At 60.9% G+C, this 17,004-nt stretch carries 16 protein-coding genes; 7 read left to right on the top strand and 9 right to left on the bottom strand.

What is annotated here, in order from left to right; genetic code table 11:
• Positions 1–92 precede the first annotated feature (92 nt).
• The 5 genes from OHJ17_RS03085 to OHJ17_RS03105 all read right to left on the bottom strand — a co-directional run bounded on the left by OHJ17_RS03085 (position 93) and on the right by OHJ17_RS03105 (position 5,304).
• A complete protein-coding gene (locus tag OHJ17_RS03085) occupies positions 93–1,742 on the bottom strand; it encodes a glycerone kinase (protein ID WP_004185760.1) in 1,650 nt (549 codons plus the stop codon).
• 75 nt (positions 1,743–1,817) lie between these two features.
• A complete protein-coding gene (gene dhaM / locus OHJ17_RS03090) occupies positions 1,818–3,239 on the bottom strand; it encodes a dihydroxyacetone kinase phosphoryl donor subunit DhaM (protein ID WP_023328340.1) in 1,422 nt (473 codons plus the stop codon).
• A 10-nt stretch (positions 3,240–3,249) separates the two neighbouring features.
• Positions 3,250–3,882, bottom strand: a complete 633-nt coding sequence (gene dhaL / locus OHJ17_RS03095) for a dihydroxyacetone kinase subunit DhaL (RefSeq protein ID WP_004181378.1) — start codon at positions 3,880–3,882, stop codon at positions 3,250–3,252.
• A gap of 10 nt (positions 3,883–3,892) precedes the next feature.
• Entirely contained in the window at positions 3,893–4,963 is a 1,071-nt protein-coding gene (gene dhaK / locus OHJ17_RS03100; protein WP_002917682.1) for a dihydroxyacetone kinase subunit DhaK, read from the bottom strand.
• A 155-nt stretch (positions 4,964–5,118) separates the two neighbouring features.
• Complete coding sequence (locus OHJ17_RS03105) at positions 5,119–5,304, bottom strand: hypothetical protein (RefSeq protein ID WP_031593445.1); 186 nt, start codon at positions 5,302–5,304, stop codon at positions 5,119–5,121.
• Positions 5,305–5,573: 269 nt separating this feature from the next.
• Between OHJ17_RS03105 and OHJ17_RS03110 the strand changes: the two genes are divergently transcribed.
• Both OHJ17_RS03110 and dhaR read left to right on the top strand, forming a co-directional pair.
• Positions 5,574–6,671, top strand: coding sequence for a glycerol dehydrogenase (locus tag OHJ17_RS03110; protein WP_002917681.1), 1,098 nt, complete (start codon positions 5,574–5,576; stop codon positions 6,669–6,671).
• Positions 6,672–6,772: 101 nt separating this feature from the next.
• Positions 6,773–8,698, top strand: a complete 1,926-nt coding sequence (gene dhaR, locus OHJ17_RS03115) for a dihydroxyacetone kinase operon transcriptional regulator DhaR (protein WP_002917680.1) — start codon at positions 6,773–6,775, stop codon at positions 8,696–8,698.
• On the opposite strand, the gene OHJ17_RS03120 is transcribed toward dhaR, so the two are convergent.
• Genes OHJ17_RS03120 through OHJ17_RS03135 form a run of 4 tightly spaced genes read right to left on the bottom strand, consistent with a single transcriptional unit; the run spans position 8,676 to position 11,194 of the window.
• Positions 8,676–9,206, bottom strand: a complete 531-nt coding sequence (locus OHJ17_RS03120; RefSeq protein ID WP_019704946.1) for a cob(I)yrinic acid a,c-diamide adenosyltransferase — start codon at positions 9,204–9,206, stop codon at positions 8,676–8,678. The genes dhaR and OHJ17_RS03120 overlap by 23 nt on opposite strands.
• Entirely contained in the window at positions 9,207–9,560 is a 354-nt protein-coding gene (locus OHJ17_RS03125; protein WP_002917678.1) for a glycerol dehydratase reactivase beta/small subunit family protein, read from the bottom strand.
• Positions 9,561–9,580: 20 nt separating this feature from the next.
• Positions 9,581–10,744, bottom strand: a complete 1,164-nt coding sequence (dhaT, locus tag OHJ17_RS03130) for a 1,3-propanediol dehydrogenase (RefSeq protein ID WP_023328341.1) — start codon at positions 10,742–10,744, stop codon at positions 9,581–9,583.
• A 21-nt stretch (positions 10,745–10,765) separates the two neighbouring features.
• Entirely contained in the window at positions 10,766–11,194 is a 429-nt protein-coding gene (locus OHJ17_RS03135; protein WP_015875176.1) for a GlcG/HbpS family heme-binding protein, read from the bottom strand.
• Between the two features lie 413 nt (positions 11,195–11,607).
• Between OHJ17_RS03135 and OHJ17_RS03140 the strand changes: the two genes are divergently transcribed.
• From OHJ17_RS03140 to OHJ17_RS03160, 5 genes are read left to right on the top strand one after another with little or no spacing between them, the layout of a single operon-like run.
• Complete coding sequence (locus OHJ17_RS03140; protein ID WP_002917676.1) at positions 11,608–13,275, top strand: propanediol/glycerol family dehydratase large subunit; 1,668 nt, start codon at positions 11,608–11,610, stop codon at positions 13,273–13,275.
• Positions 13,276–13,287: 12 nt separating this feature from the next.
• Positions 13,288–13,872 carry a propanediol/glycerol family dehydratase medium subunit gene (locus tag OHJ17_RS03145; RefSeq protein ID WP_002917672.1) on the top strand — a complete coding sequence of 195 codons (585 nt, stop codon included), beginning with the start codon at positions 13,288–13,290 and terminating at the stop codon, positions 13,870–13,872.
• Between the two features lie 2 nt (positions 13,873–13,874).
• A complete protein-coding gene (locus OHJ17_RS03150) occupies positions 13,875–14,300 on the top strand; it encodes a glycerol dehydratase small subunit DhaB3 (RefSeq protein ID WP_023328342.1) in 426 nt (141 codons plus the stop codon).
• A gap of 12 nt (positions 14,301–14,312) precedes the next feature.
• Positions 14,313–16,136, top strand: a complete 1,824-nt coding sequence (locus OHJ17_RS03155; RefSeq protein WP_002917661.1) for a diol dehydratase reactivase subunit alpha — start codon at positions 14,313–14,315, stop codon at positions 16,134–16,136.
• 53 nt (positions 16,137–16,189) lie between these two features.
• On the top strand, positions 16,190–16,993 hold the full coding sequence (locus tag OHJ17_RS03160; protein ID WP_002917658.1) for an MIP/aquaporin family protein: 804 nt from the start codon (positions 16,190–16,192) through the stop codon (positions 16,991–16,993).
• The last annotated feature ends 11 nt before the right edge of the window (positions 16,994–17,004 follow it).

Below are 17,004 nucleotides of genomic sequence, written 5' to 3' on the forward strand. Positions count from 1 at the left end.
CGTTTTTTGTCGGGTGGCGGCTTACGCCTTACCCGACCTGCTATTCGGCGGTGTTACATCGCCCCGGTAAGCGCAGCGCCACCGGGGAAGGCTTAGCGTTCCGCCAGCGCCTTAAATACCATCGCCACCGCGTGGGCGCCGGGGTCCATGTTGCCGAGCAGGCTATCGCTGTTGAGATAGGACGCGCGTCCGGCGCCGGCTTTGCTTGACTGGCAGGTGCGATCCGCCCCGGCCTGCGCCGCGGCGAAAGCGGCCTGCAGATTCTCCGGTTCGGCCAGCAGCGCCGCCAGGGCCGGCTGCAGAGCGTCGATCATCGTCCGGTCTCCCTCATCGGCGCCGCCGTAAAACTTCATCTGTTCCAGACCGGCGTTCAGCGCCTCGGCCACGCTGGCGCCTTGCCCCAGCTTCTGCCCGGCAGCGGTGAAGAAGATAGACATCAATACCCCGCTGGAGCCGCCCATCACCACCGTCAGGCGTTCGCCGATCAGCGCGAAGAGCGTTGGCAGATCGTTCAGGGGCAGCTGCTGACGCTCGAGCCGCTCGGCAATTTCACGCGCCCCGGCGGCGAAGGTGGAGCCGGTATCGCCGTCGCCTACTTTGGCATCCAGCGCGTTGAGATGTTCTTCAAGATCGATGAGGGCGCCGGTCACCTGCGCCACGTAATCGCCCACCTGTGGGTTGGCCGAGGGTGTAAAATCCACCCGGGCGCTGTCGAGGGTGGACGGCACGACGTTGATAGTCCGCGGCTGCACCGGCTTCTGCCAGCTGGCGGTTTCCACATCCGAAAGCAGCGCTTTCTCAATACTCTCCTCCAGCACGATGGCGGTCAGCGAGAAGCCTTTCATATCCAGCGCCGTCACCAGCGAGGCCGGGCCTATTAACCAGTCAATGCGCGCCTGCAGCGGGGTGTTGGCCAGCTCGCGGGTCAGAATCGCCATCTCAGCCACCGACACGCCGCCGAGGTTATTGAGCATCACCGCCAGGCGGCCGGTTTCCGGTAGGGCGGCGGTCAGTTTTTCCACCATCAGGTTAACGATCTCCGCACTGTTTTGCGTGGCGATCGTCGAGGCGCCCGGCTCACCGTGGATGCCCATTCCCAGCTCGGCGTGACCGGCCTGATGGCGCGGCGCGCTGTCGGCTTCCTGCGGCAGGTGGCAGCTGGCCAGCGCCACCCCGATGCTGGCGGTATGGCTGGCGGCGTATTGCGCTTCACGCAGGACGGTGGCGAGGTTGAAGCCGCGCTCGGCGAAATAGCCCGCCACTTTATGCACCAGAATGGTCCCGGCGATGCCGCGCGGCTGTTTGTTATCCGGCAGCGAAATATCGTCGCCGACGATCAGCATCTCCACGTTGTAGCCGAGTCGGCGCGCTTTCTCCGCCGCCAGACCGAAGTTAAGCCGATCGCCGGTGTAGTTTTTGACGATCAGCAGGCAGCCCGCCTCGCCGGTCACTGCCTGAATGGCGGTGAGCACCGCGTCGACGCTCGGCGAGGCGAACAGATCGCCGCAGACCGCGGCGGTCAGCATGCCTTTACCAATAAAGCCGACGTGCGCCGGTTCATGGCCGGCGCCGCCGCCGGAGATCACCGCCACGTTGTTTTTATTCAGATCGCGACGGACCACCACCCGGATCGCCGGGTCGCTCTCCAGACGGGCGAGGTTATTCCACGGGCTGGCGATAATGGTACCCTCAATCACATCGTTGACGAGGCTGGCGCGCTGGTTAAAAAAGAATTGAGACATAGTGGTTCCTGAAGAGTAAGCGAAAACTCACCCTCCGGAGGCAGGCCCCCGGAGCGGTAACGGTCAACGTGAATTTTAGTCACGGATAAGGCGCTGGTGGCGCATATCGAGCACGATAGTCTCGCCGGGCTGCACGCTGTTCAGCGCCTCGCCCTGCTGGCTCAGCCAGGCGATCCCCGCCGCGCGGGCGATAATCGCGCCGTGAGCCTGTTCGCTGCCATCGCGCAGGCACAGGCCTTTAACGAAGCTGGCATCCAGCTGTAAGACGGTTGAGGGATAAATGTTGTCGGCAATAATAATTGTTGGCTCGCCGGGCGTCGGCACTCTCTCCTGAACGCCCTGCAGATGGCGCAGGGTGCGCTGCAAAATATCTTCGATATCGATATAGCGCGCCTGCAGGTAGGGGTCATCCAGCTGGCGATACTGCTGGCTGAGCTCCATCAACACCTGATGCCATGCCCATTCCGCCGTGCATTGTTCGGTGAGCAGACGATCGTTGGCGGCATCAAACAGATCGTCATCGTCGAGTAGGGTGTGGTGCCCGGCGAAGATCGCCGCGATATCGGCGTGAAATTTATTTTCCGCCAGCTCGGTCAGGGCGATAAGATCCGCCAGCGTCTGGTCAATGGCCTGGCGCAGGCGCTGCTGCTCGCGGGCGGCATCGGCGGCAGCCGGGCGGAGCGGCTGGATCAGGGCCAGCGGATAGCGCAGGGCAGCGCCTTCGACGCGCTCGGGCGTTGCCGGAGCCGCTGCCGGTTGCGCCGCAGGAGATTCACCGAAGTTATCGGCGGCCAGCGCCTGAAACGCCGCCAGCGCCGCGTCGGCATCCGGACCGCGGGCCAGCAGGCGCAGCTTATCGTTGCGGCGGACCTGCAATAGCGCGATTTGGTTGAGGCTGTCCGGGTTGACGCACTTCCCGTTTTTCTCCAGCAGCAGATCGGCGTTAAAGCCCGCCAGCGCGGCGACCAGCTTCGACGCCGGACGCACGTGCAGGCCGTTGTGATTGTTAATAATGACTGACACCGATTTTGTGTCGCCGTCGTCGGCAAGCATCGGCGCCGGCGCGGCGTCAGAAGTTGGCGAAGGTAAACCCAGCTGAACCCGCTTGGCCTCCAGGGCGCTCATGGCGTCGGCGATCACCTTGTCGATCCCCGCGCCGGAGGCAGCGCTGACGGTGGCCGCCAGCGTCCCTTCCACCAGCGGCGCGGCGCACAGTCGCACCTTCGCGGCAATCGCCGGATCGAGCAGATCGAGGGCGGTTTCGGCGCTGAGCAACGCGCTGCCGATATCCATCATCACCAGCACGTGATCGGTATCGGCCACGGATTCGATCGCCTCCATGACTTTAAGCGGATCGGTGCCGATCGGGCTGTCGGGATCGTCGATCCCGGCGGCGATCGCCAGTTTGCAGCCATCGTTGATTAACATCTGCCGGGCCAGTTCTCCGACACCTTCGCCCAGCCGGGCGCTATGAGAAACAATAACCAGGTTTACCATCGCAATTTCCTTACTCTTTGGCGGCGGCGGCCAGCATCTGAACCATAAACAGCACCGAGGTCGCGCCGGGATCCTGATGTCCGATGCTGCGCTCGCCGAGATAGCTGGCGCGGCCTTTACGCGCCTGCATAGTGATGGTGGCGTGGGCCGCACGCTCGGCCACTTCGCAGGCGGCATCCAGCGCGGCGGCGATCGACAGGTGCTGCTCGCTGGACTGGCGCAGGGAGTCCACCACCGGCAGCCAGACGTCGCACATGGTTTTATCCCCTGGCTCCGCTTTGCCGCGATTGACGACACCGTCCGCACCTTCGCGGATCATCAGGTACAGCTCGTCGAGCGTCAGGCTCTGGTGGGCCTGGGTCACCTGCGCGGCGCGAATGAAGAAGGTGCCGAACAGCGGGCCGCTGGCACCGCCGACGTTGGAGAGCAGCGTCATGCCGGTGTTTTTGAGGATAAAGCCAATATCTTTATCGGCAATCGACGGCAGCTTTTCGACCACTTTACTGAAACCGCGGTGCATATTGAGACCGTGGTCGGCGTCGCCAATCTCTTTATCGAGGCCGGTGAGAAAATCGCTCTCTTTGGTGAAAATATCGCCGCAGCGGTACAGCCAGTCGACGATTTGCGTTCTGTTCAGTGACATGTCGTGCTCCTTAGTTTCCCCAGTTCAGCGCCGGGGTGTGAACCGGGGCGTCCCATAGCGTCAGCGTCTCGTCATCCACTTTCAGCAGAGTGATGGAGAAGCCCGCCATATCCAGCGAAGTACAGTAGCTGCCGATGAGGTTGCGTTCGATGATGATGCCGGACGCTTCGCAGCGCTGGGCGAGGCGGTTATACACGCCATACAGTTCGGAAAGCGGAGTGGCGCCGAGGTTATTAACCAGCGCGATAACCCGGTCGCCGTTTTGCAGCGCGGTTTTGCTCTGCTGCACTTCCTGCCACGCGCCCTTGACGGTATCCCACTGGCGCAGCGTGCGGCTGTAAGCGCCGTTTTCCAGCAGGGTATCGAACATCTCATCGACGGTTTGGTCCAGCGAGCTGAAGCGGCGGCGGTCGATGCCCGGCTCGCCGTGAATGCCGACGCCGAACTCCATCTCGTCATCTTTCAGCGTAAAGGATGGCTGCCCGGCAGCCGGTACGGTGCAGGCGCCAAGGGCGATACCAATCGAGTGGCCGAGATTGTTCAGGCGGCGGCCCAGTTCAGCGCAGGCTTCCAGCGAGTCGCCGCGCTCGGCGGCGGCGCCGACCAGTTTTTCGATCAGTACGGTGTTGGCGACGCCGCGACGACCGGCGGTATAGAGGCTGTCTTTCACCGCCACGTCGTCGTCGACCACCACGGTGGTGACTTTAATGCCGCTCTCATGCAGCAGCTCGGTGGCGGTCTCAAAATTCAGGATGTCGCCGGTATAGTTTTTGATAATTAGCAAGACGCCTTCGCCGCCGTCAATTTGCATCGCGCATTCAAACATTTTGTCCGGCGTCGGCGAGGTGAAGATTTCCCCCGGACAGGCGCCGGAGAGCATGCCCTGGCCGATATAGCCGCAGTGCATCGGTTCATGTCCGCTGCCGCCGCCGGAGAGCAGGGCCACCTTGCCAGCCACCGGCGCGTCGGTGCGGGTCACATACAGCGGGTCCTGATGCAGGGTCAGCTGCGGATGGGCTTTAGCCAGCCCCTGTAATTGTTCATTCAGTACATCTTCAACACGGTTAATCAGCTTTTTCATTATTCAGTGCTCCGTTGGAGAAGGTTCGATGCCGCCTCTCTGCTGGCGGAGGCAGTCATCGCGTAGGGGTATCGTCTGACGGTGGAGCATGCCTGGCGATATGATGATTCTGGCTGAGCGGGCGAAAAAAAGAATGCCCCGACGATCGGGTTTCATTACGAAACATTGCCTCCTTGTTTTGTTTCTTTATGGAACGTTTTTGCTGAGGATATGGTGAAAATGCGAGCTGGCGCGCTTTTTTTCTTCTGCCATAAGCGGCGGTCAGGATAGCCGGCGAAGCGGGTGGGAAAAAATTTTTTGCTGATTTTCTGCCGACTGCGGGAGAAAAGGCGGTCAAACACGGAGGATTGTAAGGGCATTATGCGGCAAAGGAGCGGATCGGGATCGCAATCCTGACAGAGACTAGGGTTTTTTGTTCCAATATGGAACGTAAAAAATTAACCTGTGTTTCATATCAGAACAAAAAGGCGAAAGATTTTTTTGTTCCCTGCCGGCCCTACAGTGATCGCACTGCTCCGGTACGCTCCGTTCAGGCCGCGCTTCACTGGCCGGCGCGGATAACGCCAGGGCTCATCATGTCTACATGCGCACTTATTTGAGGGTGAAAGGAATGCTAAAAGTTATTCAATCTCCAGCCAAATATCTTCAGGGTCCTGATGCTGCTGTTCTGTTCGGTCAATATGCCAAAAACCTGGCGGAGAGCTTCTTCGTCATCGCCGACGATTTCGTAATGAAGCTGGCGGGAGAGAAAGTGGTGAATGGCCTGCAGAGCCACGATATTCGCTGCCATGCGGAACGGTTTAACGGCGAATGCAGCCATGCGGAAATCAACCGTCTGATGGCGATTTTGCAAAAACAGGGCTGCCGCGGCGTGGTCGGGATCGGCGGTGGTAAAACCCTCGATACCGCGAAGGCGATCGGTTACTACCAGAAGCTGCCGGTGGTGGTGATCCCGACCATCGCCTCGACCGATGCGCCAACCAGCGCGCTGTCGGTGATCTACACCGAAGCGGGCGAGTTTGAAGAGTATCTGATCTATCCGAAAAACCCGGATATGGTGGTGATGGACACGGCGATTATCGCCAAAGCGCCGGTACGCCTGCTGGTCTCCGGCATGGGCGATGCGCTCTCCACCTGGTTCGAGGCCAAAGCTTGCTACGATGCGCGCGCCACCAGCATGGCCGGAGGACAGTCCACCGAGGCGGCGCTGAGCCTCGCCCGCCTGTGCTATGATACGCTGCTGGCGGAGGGCGAAAAGGCCCGTCTGGCGGCGCAGGCCGGGGTAGTGACCGAAGCGCTGGAGCGCATCATCGAGGCGAACACTTACCTCAGCGGCATTGGCTTTGAAAGCAGTGGCCTGGCCGCCGCCCATGCAATCCACAACGGTTTCACCATTCTTGAAGAGTGCCATCACCTGTATCACGGTGAGAAAGTGGCCTTCGGTACCCTGGCGCAGCTGGTGCTGCAGAACAGCCCGATGGACGAGATTGAAACGGTGCTGGGCTTCTGCCAGCGCGTCGGCCTGCCGGTGACGCTCGCGCAGATGGGCGTCAAAGAGGGGATCGACGAGAAAATCGCCGCGGTGGCGAAAGCCACCTGCGCGGAAGGGGAAACCATCCATAATATGCCGTTTGCGGTGACCCCGGAGAGCGTCCATGCCGCTATCCTCACCGCCGATCTGTTAGGCCAGCAGTGGCTGGCGCGTTAATTCGCGGTGGCTAAACCGCTGGCCCAGGTCAGCGGTTTTTCTTTCTCCCCTCCGGCAGTCGCTGCCGGAGGGGTTCTCTATGGTACAACGCGGAAAAGGATATGACTGTTCAGACTCAGGATACCGGGAAGGCGGTCTCTTCCGTCATCGCCCAGTCATGGCACCGCTGCAGCAAGTTTATGCAGCGCGAAACCTGGCAAACGCCGCACCAGGCCCAGGGCCTGACCTTCGACTCCATCTGTCGGCGTAAAACCGCGCTGCTGACCATCGGCCAGGCGGCGCTGGAAGACGCCTGGGAGTTTATGGACGGCCGCCCCTGCGCGCTGTTTATTCTTGATGAGTCCGCCTGCATCCTGAGCCGTTGCGGCGAGCCGCAAACCCTGGCCCAGCTGGCTGCCCTGGGATTTCGCGACGGCAGCTATTGTGCGGAGAGCATTATCGGCACCTGCGCGCTGTCGCTGGCCGCGATGCAGGGCCAGCCGATCAACACCGCCGGCGATCGGCATTTTAAGCAGGCGCTACAGCCATGGAGTTTTTGCTCGACGCCGGTGTTTGATAACCACGGGAGGCTGTTCGGCTCTATCTCGCTTTGCTGTCTGGTCGAGCACCAGTCCAGCGCCGACCTCTCCCTGACGCTGGCCATCGCCCGCGAGGTGGGTAACTCCCTGCTTACCGACAGCCTGCTGGCGGAATCCAACCGTCACCTCAATCAGATGTACGGCCTGCTGGAGAGCATGGACGATGGGGTGATGGCGTGGAACGAACAGGGCGTGCTGCAGTTTCTCAATGTTCAGGCGGCGAGACTGCTGCATCTTGATGCTCAGGCCAGCCAGGGGAAAAATATCGCCGATCTGGTGACCCTCCCGGCGCTGCTGCGCCGCGCCATCAAACACGCCCGCGGCCTGAATCACGTCGAAGTCACCTTTGAAAGTCAGCATCAGTTTGTCGACGCGGTGATCACCTTAAAACCGATTGTCGAGGCGCAAGGCAACAGTTTTATTCTGCTGCTGCATCCGGTGGAGCAGATGCGGCAGCTGATGACCAGCCAGCTCGGTAAAGTCAGCCACACCTTTGAGCAGATGTCTGCCGACGATCCGGAAACCCGACGCCTGATCCACTTTGGCCGCCAGGCGGCGCGCGGCGGCTTCCCGGTGCTGCTGTGCGGCGAAGAGGGGGTCGGGAAAGAGCTGCTGAGCCAGGCTATTCACAATGAAAGCGAACGGGCGGGCGGCCCCTACATCGCCGTCAACTGCCAGCTATATGCCGACAGCGTGCTGGGCCAGGACTTTATGGGCAGCGCCCCTACCGACGATGAAAATGGTCGCCTGAGCCGCCTTGAGCTGGCCAACGGCGGCACCCTGTTTCTGGAAAAGATCGAGTATCTGGCGCCGGAGCTGCAGTCGGCCCTGCTGCAGGTAATTAAGCAGGGCGTGCTCACCCGCCTCGACGCCCGGCGCCTGATCCCGGTGGATGTGAAGGTGATTGCCACCACCACCGTCGATCTGGCCAATCTGGTGGAACAGAACCGCTTTAGCCGCCAGCTGTACTATGCGCTGCACTCCTTTGAGATCGTCATCCCGCCGCTGCGCGCCCGACGCAACAGTATTCCGTCGCTGGTGCATAACCGGTTGAAGAGCCTGGAGAAGCGTTTCTCTTCGCGACTGAAAGTGGACGATGACGCGCTGGCGCAGCTGGTGGCCTACTCGTGGCCGGGGAATGATTTTGAGCTCAACAGCGTCATTGAGAATATCGCCATCAGCAGCGACAACGGCCACATTCGCCTGAGTAATCTGCCGGAATATCTCTTTTCCGAGCGGCCGGGCGGGGATAGCGCGTCATCGCTGCTGCCGGCCAGCCTGACCTTTAGCGCCATCGAAAAGGAAGCTATTATTCACGCCGCCCGGGTGACCAGCGGGCGGGTGCAGGAGATGTCGCAGCTGCTCAATATCGGCCGCACCACCCTGTGGCGCAAAATGAAGCAGTACGATATTGACGCCAGCCAGTTCAAGCGCAAGCATCAGGCCTAGTCTCTTCGATTCGCGCCATGGAGAACAGGGCATCCGACAGGCGATTGCTGTAGCGTTTGAGCGCGTCGCGCAGCGGATGCGCGCGGTCCATGGCCGTCAGCAGGCGTTCGAGCCGACGGGACTGGGTGCGCGCCACGTGCAGCTGGGCAGAGGCGAGATTCTTTCCCGGGATCACGAACTGTTTTAACGGGCCGCTCTCGGCCATATTGCGGTCGATAAGCCGCTCCAGGGCGGTGATCTCCTCTTCGCCGATCGTCTGGCTCAGGCGGGTCAGGCCCCGCGCATCGCTGGCCAGTTCAGCCCCCAGCACGAACAGCGTCTGCTGAATATGGTGCAGGCTTTCCCGCAGCCCGGCGTCGCGGGTCGTGGCGTAGCAGACGCCCAGCTGGGATATCAGTTCATCGACGGTACCGTAGGCCTCGACGCGAATATGGTCTTTCTCGATGCGGCTGCCGCCGTACAGGGCGGTGGTGCCTTTATCCCCGGTGCGGGTATAGATACGATACATTCAGTTTCTCTCACTTAACGGCAGGACTTTAACCAGCTGCCCGGCGTTGGCGCCGAGCGTACGCAGATGATCGTCGCTATCGGTGACGTGTCCGGTAGCCAGCGGCGCGTCCGCCGGCAGCTGGGCATGAGTGAGGGCTATCTCGCCGGACGCGCTGAGCCCAATACCCACCCGCAGGGGCGAGCTTCTGGCCGCCAGGGCGCCCAGCGCAGCGGCGTCACCGCCTCCGTCATAGGTTATGGTCTGGCAGGGGACCCCCTGCTCCTCCAGCCCCCAGCACAGCTCATTGATGGCGCCGGCATGGTGCCCGCGCGGATCGTAAAACAGGCGTACGCCTGGCGGTGAAAGCGACATGACGGTCCCCTCGTTAACACTCAGAATGCCTGGCGGAAAATCGCGGCAATCTCCTGCTCGTTGCCTTTACGCGGGTTCGAGAACGCATTGCCGTCTTTCAGAGCCATCTCCGCCATGTAGAGGAAGTCGGCCTCTTTTACCCCCAGATCGCGCAGATGCTGCGGAATACCGATATCCATCGACAGACGCGTGATAGCGGCGATGGCTTTTTCCGCCGCGTCGAGAGTGGACAGTCCGGTGATATTTTCGCCCATCAGTTCAGCGATATCGGCGAATTTCTCCGGGTTGGCGATCAGGTTGTAGCGCGCCACATGCGGCAGCAGGACAGCGTTGGCCACGCCGTGCGGCATGTCGTACAGGCCGCCCAGCTGGTGCGCCATGGCGTGCACGTAGCCGAGGTTGGCGTTATTGAAAGCCATCCCGGCCAGCAGAGAGGCATAGGCCATGTTTTCCCGCGCCTGCAGATTGCTGCCGAGGGCCACGGCCTGGCGCAGGTTGCGGGCGATGAGGCGGATCGCCTGCATGGCGGCGGCGTCCGTCACCGGGTTAGCGTCTTTGGAGATATAGGCCTCTACGGCGTGGGTCAGGGCATCCATCCCGGTCGCCGCGGTCAGGGCGGCCGGTTTACCGATCATCAGCAGCGGATCGTTGATAGAGACCGACGGCAGGTTGCGCCAGCTGACGATCACAAACTTCACTTTGGTTTCGGTGTTGGTCAGGACGCAGTGGCGGGTGACCTCGCTGGCGGTGCCGGCGGTGGTATTGACCGCGACGATAGGCGGCAGCGGGTTGGTCAGGGTCTCGATTCCGGCATACTGGTACAGATCGCCCTCATGGGTGGCGGCGATGCCGATGCCTTTGCCGCAATCGTGCGGGCTGCCGCCGCCCACGGTGACGATGATGTCGCACTGTTCGCGGCGAAACACGGCGAGGCCGTCGCGCACGTTGGTGTCTTTCGGGTTCGGCTCGACGCCGTCAAAGATCGCCACCTCGATCCCGGCCTCCCGCAGATAATGCAGGGTTTTGTCCACCGCGCCATCTTTAATTGCCCGCAGGCCTTTGTCGGTGACCAGCAGGGCTTTTTTCCCCCCCAGCAGCTGGCAGCGTTCGCCGACTACGGAAATGGCGTTGGGGCCAAAAAAGTTAACGTTTGGCACCAGATAATCAAACATACGATAGCTCATAATATACCTTCTCGCTTCAGGTTATAATGCGGAAAAACAATCCAGGGCGCACTGGGCTAATAATTGATCCTGCTCGACCGTACCGCCGCTAACGCCGACGGCGCCAATTACCTGCTCATTAAAAATAACTGGCAGGCCACCGCCAAAAATAATAATTCGCTGTTGGTTGGTTAGCTGCAGACCGTACAGAGATTGTCCTGGCTGGACCGCTGACGTAATTTCATGGGTACCTTGCTTCAGGCTGCAGGCGCTCCAGGCTTTATTCAGAGAAATATCGCAGCTGGAGACGAAGGCCTCGTCCATCCGCTGGATAAGCAGCGTGTTGCCTCCGCGGTCAACCACGGAAAACACCACCGCCACGTTGATCTCAGTGGCTTTTTTTTCCACCGCCGCCGCCATTTGCTGGGCGGCGGCCAGGGTGATTGTCTGAACTTGTTGGCTCTTGTTCATCATTCTCTCCCGCACCAGGATAACGCTGGCGCGAATAGTCAGTAGGGGGCGATAGTAAAAAACTATTACCATTCGGTTGGCTTGCTTTATTTTAGTCAGCGTTATTTTGTCGCCCGCCATGATTTAGTCAATAGGGTTAAAATAGCGTCGGCAAAACGTAATTAAGGGCGTTTTTTATTAATTGATTTATATCATTGCGGGCGATCACATTTTTTATTTTTGCCGGCGGAGTAAAGTTTCATAGTGAAACTGTCGGTAGATTTCGTGTGCCAAATTGAAACGAAATTAAATTTATTTTTTTCACCACTGGCTCATTTAAAGTTCCGCTATTGCCGGTAATGGCCGGGCGGCAACGACGCTGGCCCGGCGTATTCGCTACCGTCTGCGGATTTCACCTTTTGAGCCGATGAACAATGAAAAGATCAAAACGATTTGCAGTACTGGCCCAGCGCCCCGTCAATCAGGATGGGCTGATTGGCGAGTGGCCTGAAGAGGGACTGATCGCCATGGACAGCCCCTTTGACCCGGTCTCTTCAGTAAAAGTGGACAACGGTCTGATCGTCGAACTGGACGGCAAGCGCCGGGACCAGTTTGACATGATCGACCGGTTTATCGCCGATTACGCGATCAACGTTGAGCGCACAGAGCAGGCAATGCGCCTGGAGGCGGTGGAAATAGCCCGCATGCTGGTGGATATTCACGTCAGCCGGGAGGAGATCATTGCCATCACTACCGCCATCACCCCGGCCAAAGCGGTCGAGGTGATGGCGCAGATGAACGTGGTGGAGATGATGATGGCGCTGCAGAAGATGCGTGCCCGCCGGACCCCCTCCAACCAGTGCCACGTCACCAATCTCAAAGATAATCCGGTGCAGATTGCCGCTGACGCCGCCGAGGCCGGGATCCGCGGCTTCTCAGAACAGGAGACCACGGTCGGTATCGCGCGCTACGCGCCGTTTAACGCCCTGGCGCTGTTGGTCGGTTCGCAGTGCGGCCGCCCCGGCGTGTTGACGCAGTGCTCGGTGGAAGAGGCCACCGAGCTGGAGCTGGGCATGCGTGGCTTAACCAGCTACGCCGAGACGGTGTCGGTCTACGGCACTGAAGCGGTATTTACCGACGGCGATGATACTCCGTGGTCAAAGGCGTTCCTCGCCTCGGCCTACGCCTCCCGCGGGTTGAAAATGCGCTACACCTCCGGCACCGGATCCGAAGCGCTGATGGGCTATTCGGAGAGCAAGTCGATGCTCTACCTCGAATCGCGCTGCATCTTCATTACCAAAGGCGCCGGGGTTCAGGGACTGCAAAACGGCGCGGTGAGCTGTATCGGCATGACCGGCGCTGTGCCGTCGGGCATTCGGGCGGTGCTGGCGGAAAACCTGATCGCCTCTATGCTCGACCTCGAAGTGGCGTCCGCCAACGACCAGACTTTCTCCCACTCGGATATTCGCCGCACCGCGCGCACCCTGATGCAGATGCTGCCGGGCACCGACTTTATTTTCTCCGGCTACAGCGCGGTGCCGAACTACGACAACATGTTCGCCGGCTCGAACTTCGATGCGGAAGATTTTGATGATTACAACATCCTGCAGCGTGACCTGATGGTTGACGGCGGCCTGCGTCCGGTGACCGAGGCGGAAACCATTGCCATTCGCCAGAAAGCGGCGCGGGCGATCCAGGCGGTTTTCCGCGAGCTGGGGCTGCCGCCAATCGCCGACGAGGAGGTGGAGGCCGCCACCTACGCGCACGGCAGCAACGAGATGCCGCCGCGTAACGTGGTGGAGGATCTGAGTGCGGTGGAAGAGATGATGAAGCGCAACATCACCGGCCTCGATATTGTCGGCGCGCTGAGCCGCAGCGGCTTTGAGGATATCGCCAGCAATATTCTCAATATGCTGCGCCAGCGGGTCACCGGCGATTACCTGCAGACCTCGGCCATTCTCGATCGGCAGTTCGAGGTGGTGAGTGCGGTCAACGACATCAATGACTATCAGGGGCCGGGCACCGGCTATCGCATCTCTGCCGAACGCTGGGCGGAGATCAAAAATATTCCGGGCGTGGTTCAGCCTGACACCATTGAATAAGGCGGTATTCCTGTGCAACAGACAACCCAAATTCAGCCCTCTTTTACCCTGAAAACCCGCGAGGGCGGGGTAGCTTCTGCCGATGAACGTGCCGATGAAGTGGTGATCGGCGTCGGCCCTGCCTTCGATAAACACCAGCATCACACTCTGATCGATATGCCCCATGGCGCGATCCTCAAAGAGCTGATTGCCGGGGTGGAAGAAGAGGGGCTTCACGCCCGGGTGGTGCGCATTCTGCGCACGTCCGACGTCTCCTTTATGGCCTGGGATGCGGCCAACCTGAGCGGCTCGGGGATCGGCATCGGTATCCAGTCGAAGGGGACCACGGTCATCCATCAGCGCGATCTGCTGCCGCTCAGCAACCTGGAGCTGTTCTCCCAGGCGCCGCTGCTGACGCTGGAGACCTACCGGCAGATTGGCAAAAACGCCGCGCGCTATGCGCGCAAAGAGTCGCCTTCGCCGGTGCCAGTGGTGAACGATCAGATGGTGCGGCCGAAATTTATGGCCAAAGCCGCGCTATTTCATATCAAAGAGACCAAACATGTGGTGCAGGACGCCGAGCCCGTCACCCTGCACGTCGACTTAGTAAGGGAGTGACCATGAGCGAGAAAACCATGCGCGTGCAGGATTATCCGTTAGCCACCCGCTGCCCGGAGCATATCCTGACGCCTACCGGCAAACCATTGACCGATATTACCCTCGAGAAGGTGCTCTCTGGCGAGGTGGGCCCGCAGGATGTGCGGATCTCCCGCCAGACCCTTGAGTACCAGGCGCAGATTGCCGAGCAGATGCAGCGCCATGCGGTGGCGCGCAATTTCCGCCGCGCGGCGGAGCTTATCGCCATTCCTGACGAGCGCATTCTGGCTATCTATAACGCGCTGCGCCCGTTCCGCTCCTCGCAGGCGGAGCTGCTGGTGATCGCCGACGAGCTGGAGCACACCTGGCATGCGACAGTGAATGCCGCCTTTGTCCGGGAGTCGGCGGAAGTGTATCAGCAGCGGCATAAGCTGCGTAAAGGAAGCTAAGCGGAGGTCAGCATGCCGTTAATAGCCGGGATTGATATCGGCAACGCCACCACCGAGGTGGCGCTGGCGTCCGACGACCCGCAGGCGAGGGCGTTTGTTGCCAGCGGGATCGTTGCGACGACGGGCATGAAAGGGACGCGGGACAATATCGCCGGGACCCTCGCCGCGCTGGAGCAGGCCCTGGCGAAAACACCGTGGTCGATGAGCGATGTCTCTCGCATCTATCTTAACGAAGCCGCGCCGGTGATTGGCGATGTGGCGATGGAGACCATCACCGAGACCATTATCACCGAATCGACCATGATCGGTCATAACCCGCAGACGCCGGGCGGGGTGGGCGTTGGCGTGGGGACGACTATCGCTCTCGGGCGGCTGGCGACGCTGCCGGCGGCGCAGTATGCCGAGGGGTGGATCGTACTGATTGACGACGCCGTCGATTTCCTTGACGCCGTGTGGTGGCTCAATGAGGCGCTCGACCGGGGGATCAACGTGGTGGCGGCGATCCTCAAAAAGGACGACGGCGTGCTGGTGAACAACCGCCTGCGTAAAACCCTGCCGGTGGTGGATGAAGTGACGCTGCTGGAGCAGGTCCCCGAGGGGGTGATGGCGGCGGTGGAAGTGGCCGCGCCGGGCCAGGTGGTGCGGATCCTGTCGAATCCCTACGGGATCGCCACCTTCTTCGGGCTAAGCCCGGAAGAGACCCAGGCTATCGTCCCCATCGCCCGCGCCCTGATTGGCAACCGTTCCGCGGTGGTGCTCAAGACCCCGCAGGGGGACGTGCAGTCGCGGGTGATCCCGGCGGGCAACCTCTACATTAGCGGCGAAAAGCGCCGCGGAGAGGCCGATGTCGCCGAGGGCGCGGAAGCCATCATGCAGGCGATGAGCGCCTGCGCTCCGGTACGCGACATCCGCGGCGAACCGGGCACCCACGCCGGCGGCATGCTTGAGCGGGTGCGCAAGGTAATGGCGTCCCTGACCGGCCATGAGATGAGCGCGATATACATCCAGGATCTGCTGGCGGTGGATACGTTTATTCCGCGCAAGGTGCAGGGCGGGATGGCCGGCGAGTGCGCCATGGAGAATGCCGTCGGGATGGCGGCGATGGTGAAAGCGGATCGTCTGCAAATGCAGGTTATCGCCCGCGAACTGAGCGCCCGACTGCAGACCGAGGTGGTGGTGGGCGGCGTGGAGGCCAACATGGCCATCGCCGGGGCGTTAACCACTCCCGGCTGTGCGGCGCCGCTGGCGATCCTCGACCTCGGCGCCGGCTCGACGGATGCGGCGATCGTCAACGCGGAGGGGCAGATAACGGCGGTCCATCTCGCCGGGGCGGGGAATATGGTCAGCCTGTTGATTAAAACCGAGCTGGGCCTCGAGGATCTTTCGCTGGCGGAAGCGATAAAAAAATACCCGCTGGCCAAAGTGGAAAGCCTGTTCAGTATTCGTCACGAGAATGGCGCGGTGGAGTTCTTTCGGGAAGCCCTCAGCCCGGCGGTGTTCGCCAAAGTGGTGTACATCAAGGAGGGCGAACTGGTGCCGATCGATAACGCCAGCCCGCTGGAAAAAATTCGTCTCGTGCGCCGGCAGGCGAAAGAGAAAGTGTTTGTCACCAACTGCCTGCGCGCGCTGCGCCAGGTCTCACCCGGCGGTTCCATTCGCGATATCGCCTTTGTGGTGCTGGTGGGCGGCTCATCGCTGGACTTTGAGATCCCGCAGCTTATCACGGAAGCCTTGTCGCACTATGGCGTGGTCGCCGGGCAGGGCAATATTCGGGGAACAGAAGGGCCGCGCAATGCGGTCGCCACCGGGCTGCTACTGGCCGGTCAGGCGAATTAAACGGGCGCTCGCGCCAGCCTCTCTCTTTAACGTGCTATTTCAGGATGCCGATAATGAACCAGACTTCTACCTTAACCGGGCAGTGCGTGGCCGAGTTTCTTGGCACCGGATTGCTCATTTTCTTCGGCGCGGGCTGCGTCGCTGCGCTGCGGGTCGCCGGGGCCAGCTTTGGTCAGTGGGAGATCAGTATTATCTGGGGCCTTGGCGTCGCCATGGCCATCTACCTGACGGCCGGTGTCTCCGGCGCGCACCTTAATCCGGCGGTGACCATTGCCCTGTGGCTGTTCGCCTGTTTTGAACGCCGCAAGGTGCTGCCGTTTATTGTTGCCCAGACGGCCGGGGCCTTCTGCGCCGCCGCGCTGGTGTATGGGCTCTATCGCCAGCTGTTTCTCGATCTTGAACAGAGTCAGCATATCGTGCGCGGCACTGCCGCCAGTCTTAACCTGGCCGGGGTCTTTTCCACGTACCCGCATCCACATATCACTTTTATACAAGCGTTTGCCGTGGAGACCACCATCACGGCAATCCTGATGGCGATGATCATGGCCCTGACCGACGACGGCAACGGAATTCCGCGCGGGCCGCTGGCGCCGTTGCTGATTGGCTTGCTGATCGCCGTGATCGGCGCGTCGATGGGGCCGCTAACCGGCTTTGCGCTGAATCCGGCGCGCGACTTCGGCCCAAAACTGTTTACCAGTCTGGCCGGGTGGGGCTCGATCGCTTTTACCGGTGGGCTGGCGATCCCTTACTTTCTGGTGCCGCTGCTGGCGCCGGTGGTGGGGGCGATTATCGGGGCGTTTTTGTATCGCAAGCTTATCGGCCGCCATCTGCCGTGCGAATGCGGTATCGATGAGTAAAGCGGGACCCG

Source organism: Klebsiella sp. KP20-425-1, assembly GCF_025813515.1.
Taxonomy (GTDB): Bacteria; Pseudomonadota; Gammaproteobacteria; order Enterobacterales; family Enterobacteriaceae; genus Klebsiella; species Klebsiella pneumoniae.

Coding starts and splice junctions, on each gene's coding strand:
- OHJ17_RS03085 (WP_004185760.1), bottom strand. CDS start 1,742: ATGTCTCAATTCTTTTTTAACCAGCGCGCCAGCCTCGTCAACGATGTG.
- dhaM (WP_023328340.1), bottom strand. CDS start 3,239: ATGGTAAACCTGGTTATTGTTTCTCATAGCGCCCGGCTGGGCGAAGGT.
- dhaL (WP_004181378.1), bottom strand. CDS start 3,882: ATGTCACTGAACAGAACGCAAATCGTCGACTGGCTGTACCGCTGCGGC.
- dhaK (WP_002917682.1), bottom strand. CDS start 4,963: ATGAAAAAGCTGATTAACCGTGTTGAAGATGTACTGAATGAACAATTA.
- OHJ17_RS03110 (WP_002917681.1), top strand. CDS start 5,574: ATGCTAAAAGTTATTCAATCTCCAGCCAAATATCTTCAGGGTCCTGAT.
- dhaR (WP_002917680.1), top strand. CDS start 6,773: ATGACTGTTCAGACTCAGGATACCGGGAAGGCGGTCTCTTCCGTCATC.
- OHJ17_RS03120 (WP_019704946.1), bottom strand. CDS start 9,206: ATGTATCGTATCTATACCCGCACCGGGGATAAAGGCACCACCGCCCTG.
- OHJ17_RS03125 (WP_002917678.1), bottom strand. CDS start 9,560: ATGTCGCTTTCACCGCCAGGCGTACGCCTGTTTTACGATCCGCGCGGG.
- dhaT (WP_023328341.1), bottom strand. CDS start 10,744: ATGAGCTATCGTATGTTTGATTATCTGGTGCCAAACGTTAACTTTTTT.
- OHJ17_RS03135 (WP_015875176.1), bottom strand. CDS start 11,194: ATGAACAAGAGCCAACAAGTTCAGACAATCACCCTGGCCGCCGCCCAG.
- OHJ17_RS03140 (WP_002917676.1), top strand. CDS start 11,608: ATGAAAAGATCAAAACGATTTGCAGTACTGGCCCAGCGCCCCGTCAAT.
- OHJ17_RS03150 (WP_023328342.1), top strand. CDS start 13,875: ATGAGCGAGAAAACCATGCGCGTGCAGGATTATCCGTTAGCCACCCGC.
- OHJ17_RS03155 (WP_002917661.1), top strand. CDS start 14,313: ATGCCGTTAATAGCCGGGATTGATATCGGCAACGCCACCACCGAGGTG.
- OHJ17_RS03160 (WP_002917658.1), top strand. CDS start 16,190: ATGAACCAGACTTCTACCTTAACCGGGCAGTGCGTGGCCGAGTTTCTT.